The 15,177-nt window shown below is 65.7% G+C and carries 15 protein-coding genes; 2 read left to right on the plus strand and 13 right to left on the minus strand.

From position 1 onward, the window contains the following. Nucleotides 1-13 precede the first annotated feature (13 nt). The gene (locus AC3G2C_RS16835) at nucleotides 14-376 is read right to left on the minus strand and encodes a response regulator (RefSeq protein ID WP_488385794.1); all 363 of its coding nucleotides are present in this window, start codon (nucleotides 374-376) and stop codon (nucleotides 14-16) included. Between the two features lie 14 nt (nucleotides 377-390). Beyond that, complete coding sequence (locus tag AC3G2C_RS16840; protein WP_488385795.1) at nucleotides 391-714, minus strand: STAS domain-containing protein; 324 nt, start codon at nucleotides 712-714, stop codon at nucleotides 391-393. 195 nt (nucleotides 715-909) lie between these two features. Between AC3G2C_RS16840 and fliK the strand changes: the two genes are divergently transcribed. Together fliK and AC3G2C_RS16850 are read left to right on the plus strand one after the other, a co-directional pair. Then, on the plus strand, nucleotides 910-2,049 hold the full coding sequence (gene fliK, locus AC3G2C_RS16845; RefSeq protein WP_488385796.1) for a flagellar hook-length control protein FliK: 1,140 nt from the start codon (nucleotides 910-912) through the stop codon (nucleotides 2,047-2,049). Then, nucleotides 2,046-2,318, plus strand: coding sequence for a flagellar biosynthesis protein (locus tag AC3G2C_RS16850; protein WP_488385797.1), 273 nt, complete (start codon nucleotides 2,046-2,048; stop codon nucleotides 2,316-2,318). The genes fliK and AC3G2C_RS16850 overlap by 4 nt, the downstream gene beginning before the upstream one ends. Before the next feature lie 7 nt (nucleotides 2,319-2,325). On the opposite strand, the gene AC3G2C_RS16855 is transcribed toward AC3G2C_RS16850, so the two are convergent. From AC3G2C_RS16855 to flhA, 11 genes are all read right to left on the minus strand, one after another. Then, nucleotides 2,326-4,248 carry an AI-2E family transporter gene (locus AC3G2C_RS16855; protein ID WP_488385798.1) on the minus strand — a complete coding sequence of 641 codons (1,923 nt, stop codon included), beginning with the start codon at nucleotides 4,246-4,248 and terminating at the stop codon, nucleotides 2,326-2,328. A gap of 97 nt (nucleotides 4,249-4,345) precedes the next feature. Continuing rightward, the gene (locus AC3G2C_RS16860) at nucleotides 4,346-4,816 is read right to left on the minus strand and encodes a chemotaxis protein CheW (protein WP_488385799.1); all 471 of its coding nucleotides are present in this window, start codon (nucleotides 4,814-4,816) and stop codon (nucleotides 4,346-4,348) included. 52 nt (nucleotides 4,817-4,868) lie between these two features. Further along, on the minus strand, nucleotides 4,869-5,990 hold the full coding sequence (gene motD / locus AC3G2C_RS16865) for a flagellar motor protein MotD (RefSeq protein ID WP_488385800.1): 1,122 nt from the start codon (nucleotides 5,988-5,990) through the stop codon (nucleotides 4,869-4,871). Then, nucleotides 5,987-6,727: a flagellar motor protein gene (locus tag AC3G2C_RS16870; RefSeq protein WP_488385801.1), complete on the minus strand. Its 741-nt coding sequence runs from the start codon at nucleotides 6,725-6,727 to the stop codon at nucleotides 5,987-5,989. The genes motD and AC3G2C_RS16870 overlap by 4 nt, the downstream gene beginning before the upstream one ends. 1 nt (nucleotide 6,728) lies before the next feature. Then, nucleotides 6,729-8,687, minus strand: a complete 1,959-nt coding sequence (locus AC3G2C_RS16875) for a chemotaxis protein CheA (RefSeq protein WP_488385802.1) — start codon at nucleotides 8,685-8,687, stop codon at nucleotides 6,729-6,731. A 15-nt stretch (nucleotides 8,688-8,702) separates the two neighbouring features. Beyond that, entirely contained in the window at nucleotides 8,703-9,344 is a 642-nt protein-coding gene (locus AC3G2C_RS16880; RefSeq protein WP_488385803.1) for a protein phosphatase CheZ, read from the minus strand. Further along, nucleotides 9,341-9,748, minus strand: a complete 408-nt coding sequence (cheY, locus tag AC3G2C_RS16885; RefSeq protein WP_488385926.1) for a chemotaxis response regulator CheY — start codon at nucleotides 9,746-9,748, stop codon at nucleotides 9,341-9,343. The genes AC3G2C_RS16880 and cheY overlap by 4 nt, the downstream gene beginning before the upstream one ends. Nucleotides 9,749-9,815: 67 nt before the next feature. Beyond that, nucleotides 9,816-10,550: an RNA polymerase sigma factor FliA gene (locus AC3G2C_RS16890; RefSeq protein WP_488385804.1), complete on the minus strand. Its 735-nt coding sequence runs from the start codon at nucleotides 10,548-10,550 to the stop codon at nucleotides 9,816-9,818. 1 nt (nucleotide 10,551) lies between these two features. Beyond that, a complete protein-coding gene (locus AC3G2C_RS16895) occupies nucleotides 10,552-11,478 on the minus strand; it encodes a MinD/ParA family protein (protein WP_488385927.1) in 927 nt (308 codons plus the stop codon). 14 nt (nucleotides 11,479-11,492) lie between these two features. After that, complete coding sequence (gene flhF / locus AC3G2C_RS16900) at nucleotides 11,493-12,932, minus strand: flagellar biosynthesis GTPase FlhF (protein ID WP_488385805.1); 1,440 nt, start codon at nucleotides 12,930-12,932, stop codon at nucleotides 11,493-11,495. A gap of 151 nt (nucleotides 12,933-13,083) precedes the next feature. Continuing rightward, on the minus strand, nucleotides 13,084-15,174 hold the full coding sequence (flhA, locus tag AC3G2C_RS16905; protein WP_488385806.1) for a flagellar biosynthesis protein FlhA: 2,091 nt from the start codon (nucleotides 15,172-15,174) through the stop codon (nucleotides 13,084-13,086). Between the last annotated feature and the right edge of the window lie 3 nt (nucleotides 15,175-15,177).

The raw sequence follows: 15,177 nt of genomic DNA on the forward strand, positions 1-15,177 counted from the left end.
GACCACGGAGTGCTTAGCCAAGCACGCGCTTGACCGTGGCAAGCAACTGCTCCGGGTCGAACGGCTTGACCAACCAGCCGGTAGCGCCCGCCGCTTTGCCTTCCATCTTCTTGTCCGTATGCGACTCGGTGGTCAGCATCAGGATCGGCACGCCCTTGTAGGCCGGCATCGTGCGCAGCTCGCGCACCATGCTGATGCCGTCCATCACCGGCATGTTCACGTCGGCCAGTACCAGGTCGAAGCTGCCGCCACGCGCCACATCCAACGCCATCTGGCCGTTCTCGGCCTCGCTCACGTCATGACCGGCGCCACGCAGGGTGAATGCCACCATGCCGCGCATCGAAGCCGAATCGTCCACCGCAAGAATCTTTGCCATCTTCCACCTCAGTTTCAGGCCGGCGTCGGTGCCGGCAATTCCAAAGTCTTCGCCAGGTCGAGCACCCCGGCCGCGTCATGCATGGCGCCGCTCACGCCCAGCCAGGTCGGAGCCTGGCCGCGCGCCGCCGCTTCGCGACGAAACGCCACCAGCAGTTGCAGGGCGGCGGTATCCACGCGCTCGACAGCCGCGCCATCGAGCTGCACCGAGGGCGCGTCGAACGCCTCGATCAGGTTGGTCTTGACCTCATCCAGCACGGCCAAACGGAAATCGGCCGGCAGCGCCACGGTGCGCGCCTTGCCCTGTTCCGCCGGCTTAGTCGCCTGTTTTCCGCCCATGCCACGTGTTCCTCGCTGCGCCCCGTGGGCGTCTTCGTGGGTTTTATCGGCATCGGCGCAGATCGCTTTAGGCGCGAGGGCAGCCAAAAGCTTGTGACCGAGGCCGAACAAAAAGCCCTAAAGTTATGTCAGCGTCGGCCGATGGATAGGGCACGGATGGGCGCGTGCGCGACGACCCTCTGCAAGGAGCCCTGCTTGGTCATACAACCCACCAGCTTCGCCGCCCTCACCTGGGCCGGCGCCGCTTCCGGCACCACGGCCGAGAGTTGGCGCATCGGCACGGTGTTGTCCGCGCGACCGTTGGGGATCAACCAACAGGGCATGCTGGTGTTGCAGATCGGCGCCCTGGCGGTTGAAACCGAGGCGCCGCGCGGGGAGCTTCCACCGCAATTCCAGGTGCGGGTGCTTACCCTGGGCGCCCAGCCGCAGTTGGAAGTGATTGCGCCGCGTGCCCCGGAAACCGCCGCCCAATTGGCCCTTCGCGAACGCCTGCCGCAACAGAACGGCTACGCGCCCCTGTTGGCCACGTTGGCAGCACTGTCCCAGCGCCCGGCGCTACGCCAGCTACCCGCCTACCTGCGCCCTGCGCTGGCCTTGCTCGAACACGGCGTGCGTACCCCGGCTGAGATCACCCGCGGCGAAGGCCTGAAGGAGGCCATCAACCGCAGCGGCCTGTTCCTCGAAGCGGAGCTGACCCAATCCCAGCTCGACATGGCAGCGCTCAGCCAGGAGGACTGGAAGGGCGCCCTGCTGCGCCTGGCCAGCCTGCTCGACGACTACCTGCCCAACCGTCGCGCCAGTGGCAGCGGCAGCGAAACCCCGCCGCCACTGCAGCAACGCGGCATGCAGATTCAGCCACGCGCGGCGCTGCCACCCGAGCTGCTCGATGACGACGTGGACATCCTGCTGACGCGCTTGCATGGCGAAGTGCACGCTGCGCTTGCGCGTGTGGAAGTGGCGCAGTTGGAAGCCACAACCGTACCGGCGTGGATGATCGAGATTCCCGTGAAGGGTGAAGGCGGCAACGACATTTTGCAGATCCACCTGCAGTACGGTGCCGATCCCGAGAACCCTTCGGCCTGGGTGTTTGGCTTCGCTATCGACCTGCCCGCGCTCGGGCCATTACAGGGCGAGCTGCAACTGCGCGATCTACGACTATCGGTGCGTCTGTGGGCGGAACGGCCCGATACGGTGGAGCGCCTGGAGGCACAGTTCGGTGCGCTGCGCCAGCAACTGGCCAGTCACGGCCTGATCCTTGATCAACTCAGCTGCCAGCGTGGCCTGCCACAACCCAGCAATCCGCACAGCGCCATCCTGTTGAAGGCCATGGCATGAGCACGTCCCTCCCCCCTCCGCAGCGCCGCGTCACCCTGCGGCTGTCCAGCGGACAGCCAGACGCGCCTGCGGCGCCCGCGCTGCCGACGGAATCGCTCGAAACGCTGTTGGCCCGCGCTCGCGCGCTGGGCATTCCGCTGCACAAAGACCCGCAGATGGCCGCGCTGCTTGCCTCGCTACGCCTGCGTAAAGACGTGCCGCCCCTGCTCTATGCCGCCGCTGCCGCGGTGATGGCGAGCATCTACGACGCGGCGGAATCGAACGGCTGAACCGCGCTCAGGCGGCGTCCCGATCGGCGGGGAATCGCGCAATAGCCTGCTGGGCGGCTTCTTCCAGGGAATAAGCCATCTCGTTGAGCGCGGGACTCGCAGGCTGTGTGAGGTCGTGCCGTGCCAACGGTTCGGGAAGCCACAGGCCGATCAGGCACACCTTGGGTATGTCACCGCGCAACCGCGTGGCGAGACGGTCTAGTTCGCTGCCCTCCACATCCAGGTCGCCCGTAACCAGGTAGGCCATGGATACCGCACCCGGCGTCGCTTCCGGGTGGGGTTCGGCGGCGAATGCGGTGAAATCTTCCACTGCCACGTGGCGGGCATCGATATGCAGATCGCGCAGGATACGCGTGAGCAGCTCGGCGGCCAGGTCATCCACCATCGAACCCAAGCTCACACACAGCACCACCGAGCCCGGTGGTACCGCCAGCGAGCCCTGCCAGCGACCGGTGGCATCCTCCCGCTGTTGGCGCAGGCGGCGTCCAATGCTCATGTCGTCGAGCACCGAATGGCGTTGACGCCAGCGCGACCAGCGCCGTCCCTTGCTGCCGAGCGACTCCACTACCGTGGCGATAGTGTTGCGCACCGAGGTCTGTTGCACGGGATTGATGGCGCCGCGCGTGCGATCGATGCGCGCCAGTTGCATGGCGGGGAGCAGCACGGTATCGCAATAAGCGGCGAAGCTTTTGCGTTTCATGAACTCGCGCGCCTCCGCGAGTATCTCGCTGGCATCGCCGGACAAGGCACGTTGGTACACCCGCTGCGGCATCGTCAACGCCGGCGCATCGCCTAGCAGAATGTTGAGCAAGTCCAGCGCTTTCACATGTCGCCCCGCCACGACCAGGCAGAGCGTGAGCGGCGTGGACATGAGGAGGCCCACCGGTCCCCACAGCCAGCTCCAGAAGATCGCCGACACCACCACCGCGAGCGGCGACAAGCCGGTGGTATGGCCATACAGGAAGGGCTCGATCAACTGCGACACCACCAGCTCCACCACCAGGTAGAGCACCACCGTAATCAATAGCAGCGACCAGCCCGGCGACACCGCCGCCGCGAACAGCGCCACCAACGCCGCCACCAGCCACACACCCACATAGGGCACAAAGCGCATGACGGCTGTGAGTGCGGCCCACAGCGGTGCGCTGGGCACGCCGACCAAGGTAAGCCCCACCCAGATCGCCACGCCCACGCCGAAATTGACCGAGAAGGTCGACAGGAAGAATCGCGACAGCCGCTCGCCAGCGTCGTTGATCGCCGCCGTCGTCGCACGTAGATCGGCGCCGCCCGCCAGGCGAATGAAACGATCGCGCAGTGACTCATGTTCCAGCAGCACGAAGATCAGCACCACCAGCACGATGCCGGAGGTTTCCACCGGCGTCCACGCGGCGCTGAGCACGCGCGTGAGAATGCCCACCGGCGATCCGGGCGCGTGTGCCGCCGTCGGCTCAGCTTTGGGCGCGGTAGCCGCGCCAAGGTAGGGGGGCAAGGCATACGGAGCGACGGCACCACCCGGCGTCGCGACACCGCCTTGTTCCTCGATCACTTTGCCCCATTCGCCGCGCACGCTGTCGAGGCGTCCAAAGGTCTCCGCACGCAGATCCTTCACCTTGCTGCGGATGGTGACCTCGTACTGCGGCAGGCTGCGCGCCACGTGAACTACCTGCGAACCGATCATGGTCGCCATGCCGCTCACCACGACCACCAGGGCCACCACCGCAATAAGCACCGAAGCGGCATGGCCCAGCCCGATGCGTCGATACAGCCGCACCCATGGCGCCATCAGCAGACTGAGAAACAGCGCTAACACGATGGGCACCAGCACTTCGCGCCCGAAATACAACAGAGCCAACACGCACGCGGCGGCGACGATCACCACCGCCCGCTGGCTGGCCGACGCGGCGGGTGCCCCCTGGGCTTGCTCGGACATGGTCGATCTCCTGGCCGTTCTTACTCAAGCCAGTCGACGGAGGCTGGCACGACCGCCAGCATAGCCGCGCCGAAGCGCGGATGGATGGAACGAAGGCTCAGGCCGCGTCTTGCTCCTGCGGCAGGCGACACAGGCGGCGCACATCGAGCAGGGCCACAAATCCCCCTTGCCAGGGATACACCCCAAACACCGGCTCATCCATGCGCACGTCGCCACCCGGCGGCGGCGGAGCGATATCCGCAGTGGCCACCGGGATCAGGTCGCCGATGGCATCCACACGCACGCCGACCAGATGCGGACCATGTGAAAGCATCACCAGGCGCATCTGCGCCGGATCGCTGGTGTGCGCGAGCGACATGCCCAGGCGACTGCGACCGTCCAGCACGGGCACGATGCGGCCGCGCAGGTGGCGGATGCCCAGCAAGTCGTTCGCGGCACCGGGCACCGGGGTGAGTTCCCCGTCGCGGATCACTTCGCTCACTTCCGTCAGCGGTGCCGCATAAAGCTGCCCGCCGAGCCGAAAAGAGAGCCAGCGTTCGTCCGCGCCTTGGGTCGGGTTGGGGTTCACGAGATCAACTCCGTGGCATGCGTCGATGCCGCGCCGGGCGCGGCGTGGTGAATCAAGGGCCGTGGTCCGGCAGAACAATAGGTACGTGGCCTGCGGCGTTGACATTGGCATTCGCGCCAGGGAGCGCGTGCTTCAATGCCGGTGTTCCCGTATTCGGCGGACTGAATTCGTTGAGCGGCGCACGATCCGGCACGGCATTGCCAGGTGGCTGAGTGGCTTCACCTACGGCGGAGTCAGAAACAGGATGTGACGCCGCTGGCAACGCCGCCCCTTGTGGTTGGTCGTCAATGTGCCGCACGGGCGGCGTGGCCGGAGTGTCATCGGCAAACCGGCCTGCGCGCTGATCGTTGTCGAACAAGCGCCGTGGAGAATATTCATCGCTCAGCACAACCACCTGAACGCGCCGATTGTGATTGCGCCCATCCTCGGTGCCGTTATCCGCGCTGGGGTGATACTCGCCCCAGCCCACAATACCCAGGCGGCTCGGTTCGACACCTTGCGAGGTGAACAGCCGCGCGACACTGGCCGCACGGGCGGCCGAAAGCTCCCAGTTCGACGGATAGAGCGTCGTGTTGATGGGCCGATCGTCTGTGTAGCCTTCGATATGCACCGGGTTCGAAAACGGCTTGAGGATCGCTGCCAGCTGGTCGAGCACCTCATCGGCGTCGCCGGATAGCTTGGCTTCGCCGCTATTGAAAAGAATGTCGGTACGCAACTCGATTTCGAGCCAGGTGGCGGTTTTCCGCACCACCACCATCTGCTTGTCGATCAGCGGCTGCAAGGCGCGTTGCACCTGATCGCGGATCGTCTCCAGGTTGCGCCGTTGATCGCGCATCTGTGCGCTGCGCGCGTCGGCCACGCGAGCAGGCGAAGGCCGCGAGGGAATCGGCACATTGAGCGGATCGACCGCTGCGCCGGGCTGGCTCTGCGGCGAGGCCACCGCCGGATCCACATTGTGCGGTTTGGCGCGCGACTCCGGCATGGCTGCGATCACATGGCTGGAACCATTGAACGCCTCGATGATGGATTCGGACATCACGCGGTATTTGCCTTCGTTCACCACGGACACGGCGTACATCACCACGAAGAAGGCGAGCAACAAGGTCATCAAGTCGGCATAGGGGATGGCCCATGCTTCGTGATTGACGTGGTCTTCGTGGTGCTTCTTTTTCATGGCAGGTATCCCTGCAATTTCGATTCGATCTGGCGCGGATTGGCGCCCTCGGCGATGGCCACCAGGCCTTCGACCAGGATCTCGCGCATCTGCGTCTGCTTGTGGATCAAGCCCTTCAGGCGCGCGGCCATCGGCAGCATCAGCAAGTTCGCCAGCGCCACGCCGTAGATGGTGGCCACGAACGCGGCGGCGATGCCGTGACCGAGCTTGCTCGGGTCCGCCAGGTTCTGCATCACGGCCATCAGGCCCATCACCGCGCCGATGATGCCCATGGTGGGCGAGAAGATGCCGGCGTTCTCGAACACCTTGGCAGCGGCGAGGTCCGTGTGCTCGCGGGCGCCTACTTCGACCTCCAGCACGCCACGGATGGCGTCGGGTTCGCTGCCGTCCACCAGCAGTTGCAGGCCCTTGCGCACAAAGGTGTCGCTTTCCGATTCGATTTGCGGCTCCAGGCCCAGTAGACCCTGGCGGCGCGAAATTTCACTCCAGCCGACGATGCGGCTGATCAGGTCCGATGGCTGGTGATGCGGCGGCTTGTACACCATCGGAAACATGCCCATCGCGCGCTTGAGCGTCTTGCCGGAGTTTTGCACCAGCAGGGCCGCGATCGTGCCAAGGAACACGATCACAAACGCAGCCGGATTCCACAGCGCTTCCAGACTGGAGCCCTTGAGGATGGTGCCGACGATCACGACCACGAAGGCCAGGATCGTACCGATGAGACTTACCAGGTCCATGTCAGGCGCTTACTCGCAGGGAGGGGAGGAGTTGACCGTCGCCGCCGGCCAGGCCGGCCAGATCCATCACCAGCGCAAGACGGCCGTCGCCGGTGACCGTGGCGCCCGCTACGGCGGGCACGCCCTCAAACAAGGGGCCGAGCGGCTTGACCATCACGTCCTCGCGGCCCAGCACTTCGTGCACCAGGCAGCCGAGTCGCATGTGGCCGATATGCAGCACCACCACGTGGCCGCCGGAAGGGCCATCCACGCCGATCCATCCGGCCAGGTCAGCCAGCGCCAGTGCGCGACCGCGATGCGAGGCCACGGTGCGGCCATCCAGCTTTTGCTTCTGGCCGGGTGCCAGCTCGAACACTTCTTCCACGTTGCTCAAGGGCAGCGCAAGCAAGCGCGCTCCCACGCGCACCATCAGCACGCGCTGGATCGCCAATGTCAGCGGCACGGCCAGTTCAAGCGTGCTGCCACGCCCCAACTGCGAGCGCACCTGCAAGGTGCCGCCAAGTTCGGCTACGCGTGTCTTCACCACGTCCATGCCGACACCACGGCCGGAGATATCCGAGACGGTAGCGGCCGTGCTGAACCCGGGACGGAAGATCAACTCGTAGCATTCGTTTTCGCTCAGGCGCGCAGCCTGAGCTTCGTCGATCACGCCCTTCTCCAGCGCCTTGCGGCGCAGGACGTCGGGATTCATGCCGCGACCATCGTCGGCCACGGTGATGATGATGCGTTCGCCACGCTGGCTGGCGCCGAGCGTCACGGTGCCTTTGCGTGGCTTGCCGGCCTTTTCGCGGTCGGCCGGCGACTCCAGGCCATGGTCGAGCGCATTGCGGATCAGGTGCACCATGGGGTCGGCGAGCGCCTCGACCAGGCTGCGGTCAAGGTCGGTGCCCTCGCCTTCCTGCACCAGTTCCACTTCCTTGCCGAGTTGACGCGAGAGATCGCGCACGATGCGCGGAAAGCGCTGGAACAATCGACTCACCGGCTGCAGGCGCATGCCGAGCACGGCGTTCTGCAAGGCATCGGCCACGCGATCCAGCTCGCTCGCCGCGAGCGCGAGCGTTTCGTCGCCATGTTTGGCAGAGAGGCTGAGCAGACGATTACGCACCAGCACCAATTCGCCAGCGCGATGCACCAGCGCGTCCAGGCGTGCGGTGTCCACGCGCACGGTGTTCTCCGGTGCGGGCGCCGCATGCTTGGCCGCTGCAGCGGCGGGAGCCGGTGCCGGGCTGGGTGCCGTTACGGCGGCGCCTGGTGCCGATCCCTTTCCGTGCAGGTTATCGAGCAGGGATTCGAATTCGTCGTCGGAAATGCTGTTGGAGACCGCGGGTGCGGGCGCCGAGACGGCAACGCCGGGCGTACCACCCTTGCCGTGCAGGTTGTCCAGCAGGGCTTCGAACTCATCATCCGAAATGCTGCCGGATGCGTCTGCCGTCGTCGATGCGACGGCTCCCGGCGCGCCGCCGGTGCCGTAGAGGCTATCCAGCAGCGCTTCGAATTCCGAATCATCGATGGTGCCGTCGCTCGGTGGCGGCGCCACCGGCGCCGGCGCCGGCTTAGGAGCCGATGCGGGGGCGGCTGCGCCACTGGGCGACAGCCGCTGCAAGAGGCTTTGGGGCGGCATGGTCATGCTGTCGCCACCGGCCAGCGCGGCCAGCATGTCGTTCAGCAGGTCCAGCGCTTCCAGCAGCGCGTCCATGCGGTCAGCGTCGAGTAGCAGTTGCCCGTTACGCGCCACATTGAGCAGGTCCTCGGCGTGATGGCACAGATGCACCATCGGCTCGATCGCGAGAAAGCCTGCGCCTCCCTTCACCGTATGAAAGGCACGGAACACGGCATTGAGCAGGTCCGCATCACGCGGCGCGGCTTCCAGGCCGATCAGTTGTTCGCCCAGGCGCTGCACCAGCTCCCCGGCTTCCACCAGGAAATCATTGCGCAGCTCGCTGTCCAACGTGGGATCCATACGGAACCACTCTCCTTAGAAACCAAACTCGCTCAGGAGGCGATCGGCCTCATCTTGGCTGGACACCTTGACCGGGCCGCTGGCTGCTTCGCTGCCGGCCAGTGCGCCGGTAAGGTTCACCAGTTCCAGCAACGAGCTTTCCACGCTGCTGATAAAGCCCACGACCTTCTTGATGCGCTGGCCGGAAAGGTCCTGCCACGATTGCGCCACCACGAAATCAGCCAGGCCGTCGCGGCAGTTGGTCGCGAAACTCAGCGATTGCTGTGCGAGCACATGCGCCACGTCGCCAGCCGGCGTGCCGTCGACCACGGCGTGGGCGTTCTCGGCCAGTGCGTCTGCTTGCGGCCGCATGCGTTCGGCAAAATCGAGCGTGCGATGAGCCGCCTGCGCGCTCATCTCCAGCACGTCTTCCAGATGCTGACGCGCGTCGGCCACGCTGCCCGGAACGCCTTCCTGCGCCAGGTCGCCGCCTAGCCGACGTACGGCATCGTGCAGCTCGCGGGCCAACAAGCCAAGCGCGCGAAACAGGCCTTGCTCGCGCTGGCGCACGAGTTCGTCCAGCGCTTTTTCGAAGGCAGCGCCGTCGGCGCTATTGAGCAGATCGTGCAGTTCGGGCGGCAAGGTTTCGGCGGCCATCAATGCGGGTTGAGCGTTCATGCGGCGGCTCCGGCGGCGCCGAGGCGCTCAAAGATCTTGGTGAGTTTTTCCTGCAGGATCGCAGCGGTGAACGGCTTGACGATGTAGCCGTTCACGCCCGCCTGTGCGGCGGCGATGATCTGCTCGCGATTGTTCTCGGCGGTGACCATCAGCACGGGGATCGTCTTGAATGCCGGCTCGGCACGAATAGCGCGCAGCAAGTCGATGCCCGTCATGTTGGGCATGTTCCAGTCGGTCACGACCATGTCGAACGGCGCGCTGCGCAAAGCCGTCAATGCGCTCTCGCCGTCGTCGGCCTCCTGGATCAGCCCGTTGCTGAAACCCAGCTCGACGAGCAGGTTGCGAACGATGCGCCGCATGGTGGAAAAGTCGTCCACCACCAGGATCTTCATATTCTTGTCCAAACCACGTTCTCCGCTTGCACCGTGCCCTCCGGTGCGCCATGACGTAAGGAAATGTCCGGGGTACTGCTCAATTCTTTTCGCGCCAACCTGCCATGCGGGCACGCAAGCGCACGATGGCCTGGCCGTGGATCTGACAGACCCGCGATTCGGTGACGCCGAGCACTGCACCAATTTCCTTGAGGTTCATTTCCTCTTCGTAGTACAGCGACATCACCAGTTGTTCGCGTTCCGGCAAGGTTCCAATGGCTTCCACCAGCGCGCCGCGCATGCCCTCGTGCTCCACGCTGTCCTGCGGCCCCAGGCTGTCGCCATCGACCACATCGAACGCCGCGCCGCCATCGGCGTCATCGGGCGCGGACAAGCTGAGCAACCGGGCACTCGCCGCATCGGCCAGCACCTGGTGGTACTCCTCGGCACCGATGCCAAGTCGCCGCATGACTTCGGCGTCCTCGGCATCCGAGCCGGTTTCGATCTCGATCTGACGAACGACCTCCGCCATCTCGCGAACCTTTCGGTGCACCGAACGGGGAGTCCAGTCGGTACGCCGCAACTCATCGAGCATCGCGCCTCGAATGCGGATACCCGCAAACGTTTCGAAGCTCGCATTCCGTCCGGTGGTGAAATTTCGCGCTGCCTCCAGCAACCCGATCATGCCCGACTGAATCAAGTCGCTTACATCCACACTGGGCGGCAGCCGGCCCATCAAGTGATAGGCAATGCGTCGCACCAGTGGCGCATGCTGGCGAACCAGTTCATCGGCACTCTGCTTCTGCAGTTGCAGATATTCGGAAGCCACGCTCATGTCACCACCCCGTCGCCACTGTGGCGTGCCTGCTGAAGAACGCTATGCGGTCCAGCCCCAGTCGCTCGGGTTCACCCCATGTATCGACCGCACTGGCCAATTGCTTGAATGCCTGGCCGGAGCGACTGGAGGGCCACAGATCCACCACGGCGCTCTGGCGGCGAATGGCCTGCTTGAGCCGCTCGTCGCTAGGCACCATGCCCATAAATTCCAACGCCACATCGAGAAAGCGGTCGCAGACGCGAGCCAGCTTTTGATGCAGCACGCGGGCCTCGCTGGCGTTGCGCACCATGTTGGCCACCATGCGGAAGCGGCGCACGCCGAAGTCGCGGCTGAGCACCTTGAGCAAGGCATACGCATCGGTGAGCGAGGCTGGTTCGTCGCATACCACCAGCACCACGTCATCGGCCGCTGCGGCAAACATGGCCACGTTGTCGGACAAGCCCGCGGCGGTATCCACCAGTAGGTAATCCGGCGGATCGGGCAAATCGTCGAACGCCCGGATCACCGCGGCATGCTCGCCATTGCCCAACTGGGCGAGGCGGCGCGTGCCCGAGCCTGCCGGCACCACCTTCAGGCCGTGCGGCGCGGAGAGCAACAGATCTTCGATATGACAACTGCCGTCGAGCAGGTGACCGATGTGGCGCGTGGGCGTGAGTCCGAGCAGCACGTCGATGTTGGCCAGGCCCATATCCGCGTCGAGCAGGATCACCTGGTGACCGTCCATCGCCAGCGCCATGCCCAGGTTCACCGACACCGTGGTCTTGCCGACGCCGCCCTTGCCGCCCGCGACCGCAATGGCGCGGCAGCGGCGACGCGGAGCGGGCGCCACCGGGTTGAAGGCGGGCTCGGGCAGTGGTGAAGGCTTGCTGCCGTGACGTTCGGCAAGTGCACGTAACATGGCTTCCAGTCCCATGGCTTGATTCATTGCAAAGGCACCGTTCATGCATTCACCACCGCAAGTCCAAAGCGTTCGGCCATCAGGTCGTCATCTGCCGAGGTACTGGCTTTGAGTACCTGCGCGGCTCGGCACACCAGCACGCGCGCATCGGCGTTGGCGATGTCCTCGGGCACGCGCTGGCCGTCGGTGACGTAATCGAGTGCGAGCTGATGGCGGATCAGTACCGACAAGGCGCCGCCCAAGTTGGGGGCCTCGTCGAGTTTGGTAAGGATGCAGGCGTGCGGCTTGACCGAGAGGTACGCACGCACCGACTCATCCAGCGAGGCGGCATGCGCGTTGGCCGCCAGCACCAGGCACGAGCGCAGGTCGCCGCCGTTGCCAAGCACCTCCAGTTGTTCCGCCAGGCGCGGATCGTTGCCGGCAAGGCCCGCGGTATCCACCAGCACGGTCTGGCAACCGCGCAACAGCTCCAGCACCTGGCGCAGGCTGTCCGCATCGTAAGCCGGGTAGACGCGCACGCCGAGCAAGCGGCCGTAGTGTTCAAGCTGCGCGGCGGCGCCGATGCGGTAATGGTCGGTGCTCACCAGGGCCACCTGGGATGCGCCATGACGCATGACCGCGCGCGCGGCAAGCTTGGCGATGGTGGTGGTCTTGCCCACACCGGTGGGGCCGACCATGGCGATCACGCCGCGACGCTCGGAGTGCTCGCGCCGGCTCACCGACAGGCTACGACTCAAGATACCCAGCGGCAGATAGCGCGCCTGTTCGGCATTGATGTTGTCAGGCAGCTCGCTGACCAGCTTGCGTGCGACATCGGCCTCGATACCCAGGCGGGTCATTTCGCGCAGCACGCGCGCCCGCATCGGCTGACGGCGCTCCATATCGTTCCATAGCAGGCTCGACAGCTGCGTCTCCAGCAACTCGCGCAGGCTGCCCAGTTCGGCACGCACGCGAGCGGTGTCCTGCATGGCCCGCTCCAGCAGCGGTTGCAACGGGCCGGCGGCTTCCATCGCGGCCGCCGTGAGGTCAGCGGCCTGCGCCACAGCTTCGGCCTGCGGCGCCTGAACTGGCGCCTCGACGACGGGTACGGCGGGCGGCGGCAACGGCGCGCGCTGGGAAAGAGTGACGGTCACCCCGTCTTCTTCGCGACGGGAAATCGGCGGTAGCGGCGGCGGCAATACGTCTTGACGGCGGGCCATCATGACCGACACCTCAGCGGGAGCAACCGGTGCACTGGCAGGGGCGCTCACCGGCGCGTTGACCGCGGGAGCCGCCGGCTGTGCGCGAGGCGATTCCGGCAGCGGGGTGCCGTGGCGCGCAGCTTCGCGCACGAGGGCCTCATCGAAATCGACGGCGGCGATGATCTCGATGCCGTCTTCCATGCGCCGCGTGGAGAGAATGACCGCGTCGGGCCCCTGCTCTTCGCGCACTTCGCGCATGGCTTGGCGCATATCGGCGCCTACGAAACGCTTGATCTTCATGCTTTGAAACTCCGCGAGCGGGGCGCAGGGCCGGCCGGGCGGTGTCCGCGGAGCGCGCCGGCGACGCCAGCCGCCCGGCGCAAGCATCCGCCGGATGCCACTGCGCTAACCCGCTTCCATTCCCTTTTCGCCATGACCCTGTTCCTCTCCGTTAACGACCCAGTGCCTGCACCAGCCGCACTCTGCGGTTGTCGGGCACCTCGTTGTAGGCGAGTACGTGCAGGTTCTGTGCCACATGGCGGGTAAAGCGTGACAGCCACGGCCGAAGCTGCGGCGAGACCAACAACACCGCCGGTTCGCCGCTCATTTCCTGCTTGCGGGCGGCCTCTGCCACGCCTTGTTGCAGGCGATCGGCAAGGCCCGGTTCCACGGCGGCGCCCGCTGCGCCGCCATTGGCGAGCGATCCCAGCAGAATTTGCTCCAGCTCCGGCGCCAGCGTGATCACCGGAATCTCGGTACCCAGCCCGGAAATCTCCTGGACGATCTGGCGCCCCAGCGCCACGCGTACGGCGGCGGTAAGCGTGCCGGGATCCTGACTCTGCGCCGCATGCTCCGCCAAGGATTCGACGATGCTGCGCATGTTGCGGATCGGCACCCGTTCGGCGAGCAGGTTCTGCATGACCTTTACCACCACGCCCAGCGACAGGCGCTTGGGCACCAGGTCTTCCACCAGCTTGGGTGCGCTCTGCGCCAGGCGGTCCAGGAGTTGCTGTACGTCTTGATGGCCCAGCAGTTCGTGCGCGTGTCCCTGGAGAATGTGAGACAGATGCGTGGCGATGACGGTGGCCGGGTCCACCACCGTGTAACCCAGGCTCTGCGCCTGTTCACGCTGCCCGGGCTCGATCCACAGCGCCTCCAGGCCAAAGGCCGGGTCGCGCGTGGCGATGCCGTGCAGCCCCTCCTGCACACGGCCGGGGTTGATCGCCAGCAGGCGATCGTTGTGCACTTCGGCCTCGCCCATGGGTACGCCCATCAGGGTGATGCGGTAGGTATTGGCGCCCAGGTCCAGGTTGTCGCGGATATGCACCGGCGGAATGAGGAAACCCAACTCCTGCGACAGCTTGCGGCGCACGGATTTGATGCGTCCCATGAGTTCGCCGCCCTGATGCGCATCCACCAGCGGAATGAGGCGATACCCCACCTCCAGGCCGAGCGGATCGACGCTGGCAACGTCTTCCCAACCCAGCTCCAGCCGCTCGGCCGGTGCCGCCGGGGGTGGCAGTTCCACCAGGGCCTGTGCGGCGCGCTCCTTGGCTTCGCGTTCGCGCTTGATCATCAGCCAGGCCGCGCCGCCGCAGGTGGCACCCAGCAACAGGAAGGCAATGTTCGGCATGCCCGGGATCAGGCCCATCACACCCAGCACCACGCCGGCCACCGCCAGCGCACGCGGCTGGCCGAACAACTGGCCCACCAACTGCTTGCCCATGTCTTGCGACTTGGACACGCGCGTCACGATCACCGCCGTGGCGATGGACAGCATCAGTCCGGGCACCTGCGCCACCAGGCCATCGCCGATGGTGAGCAGCGTGTAGGTCCTGGCGGCCTCGGCGGCGGACAGCCCGTGCTGCAGCACGCCCACGAAGAAGCCACCCACGATGTTGATCAAGAGGATCAGGATGCCCGCCGTAGCGTCGCCGCGCACGAACTTGGAGGCACCATCCATGGAGCCGTAAAAGTCGGCTTCCTCTCGCACTTCCTGGCGACGCTCGCGCGCCTGCTCCTGGTTGAGCAGGCCGGCGTTGAGATCGGCATCGATAGCCATCTGCTTGCCGGGCATGGCATCCAAGGTGAAGCGCGCGGTCACCTCGGACACGCGCGTGGCGCCCTTGGTCACCACCACAAAGTTGATGATGGTGAGGATAGCGAACACCACCAGGCCCACGGCGAAGTTGCCGCCGATCACGAACTCACCGAACGCCTCGATGACCTTGCCGGCCGCACCGGGGCCATCATGACCGTGCAGAAGCACTACGCGCGTGGAGGCGATGTTGAGCGCCAGCCGCAATAACGTGGCCATCAGCACCACGGTGGGAAACGCCGCGAACTCCAGCGGACGCATCACATAGATCACCGCCAGCAGAATCACGAGCGACAGCGCGATGTTGAAGCTGAAGAGCATGTCCAGCAGAAACGGTGGCAGCGGCAGCATCATCATTGCCAGGGCGGCGAGCATGATGATCGGCGCACCCACGCCGCGGCGGCCGAGCGATTTCAGACTATCGATGGCGTTTGCGTTGGCCATGCA

This window comes from Frateuria sp. sgz306004 (assembly GCF_057750885.1).

Excerpts from the sequence above, each read along its gene's own strand:
- AC3G2C_RS16875 (WP_488385802.1), bottom strand. The coding sequence starts at position 8,687 with ATGGATCCCACGTTGGACAGCGAGCTGCGCAATGATTTCCTGGTGGAA.
- AC3G2C_RS16890 (WP_488385804.1), bottom strand. The coding sequence starts at position 10,550 with ATGAGCGTGGCTTCCGAATATCTGCAACTGCAGAAGCAGAGTGCCGAT.
- flhF (WP_488385805.1), bottom strand. The coding sequence starts at position 12,932 with ATGAAGATCAAGCGTTTCGTAGGCGCCGATATGCGCCAAGCCATGCGC.
- AC3G2C_RS16835 (WP_488385794.1), bottom strand. The coding sequence starts at position 376 with ATGGCAAAGATTCTTGCGGTGGACGATTCGGCTTCGATGCGCGGCATG.
- AC3G2C_RS16870 (WP_488385801.1), bottom strand. The coding sequence starts at position 6,727 with ATGGACCTGGTAAGTCTCATCGGTACGATCCTGGCCTTCGTGGTCGTG.
- motD (WP_488385800.1), bottom strand. The coding sequence starts at position 5,990 with ATGAAAAAGAAGCACCACGAAGACCACGTCAATCACGAAGCATGGGCC.
- AC3G2C_RS16855 (WP_488385798.1), bottom strand. The coding sequence starts at position 4,248 with ATGTCCGAGCAAGCCCAGGGGGCACCCGCCGCGTCGGCCAGCCAGCGG.
- AC3G2C_RS16840 (WP_488385795.1), bottom strand. The coding sequence starts at position 714 with ATGGGCGGAAAACAGGCGACTAAGCCGGCGGAACAGGGCAAGGCGCGC.
- AC3G2C_RS16850 (WP_488385797.1), top strand. The coding sequence starts at position 2,046 with ATGAGCACGTCCCTCCCCCCTCCGCAGCGCCGCGTCACCCTGCGGCTG.
- AC3G2C_RS16895 (WP_488385927.1), bottom strand. The coding sequence starts at position 11,478 with ATGAATCAAGCCATGGGACTGGAAGCCATGTTACGTGCACTTGCCGAA.
- AC3G2C_RS16880 (WP_488385803.1), bottom strand. The coding sequence starts at position 9,344 with ATGAACGCTCAACCCGCATTGATGGCCGCCGAAACCTTGCCGCCCGAA.
- flhA (WP_488385806.1), bottom strand. The coding sequence starts at position 15,174 with ATGGCCAACGCAAACGCCATCGATAGTCTGAAATCGCTCGGCCGCCGC.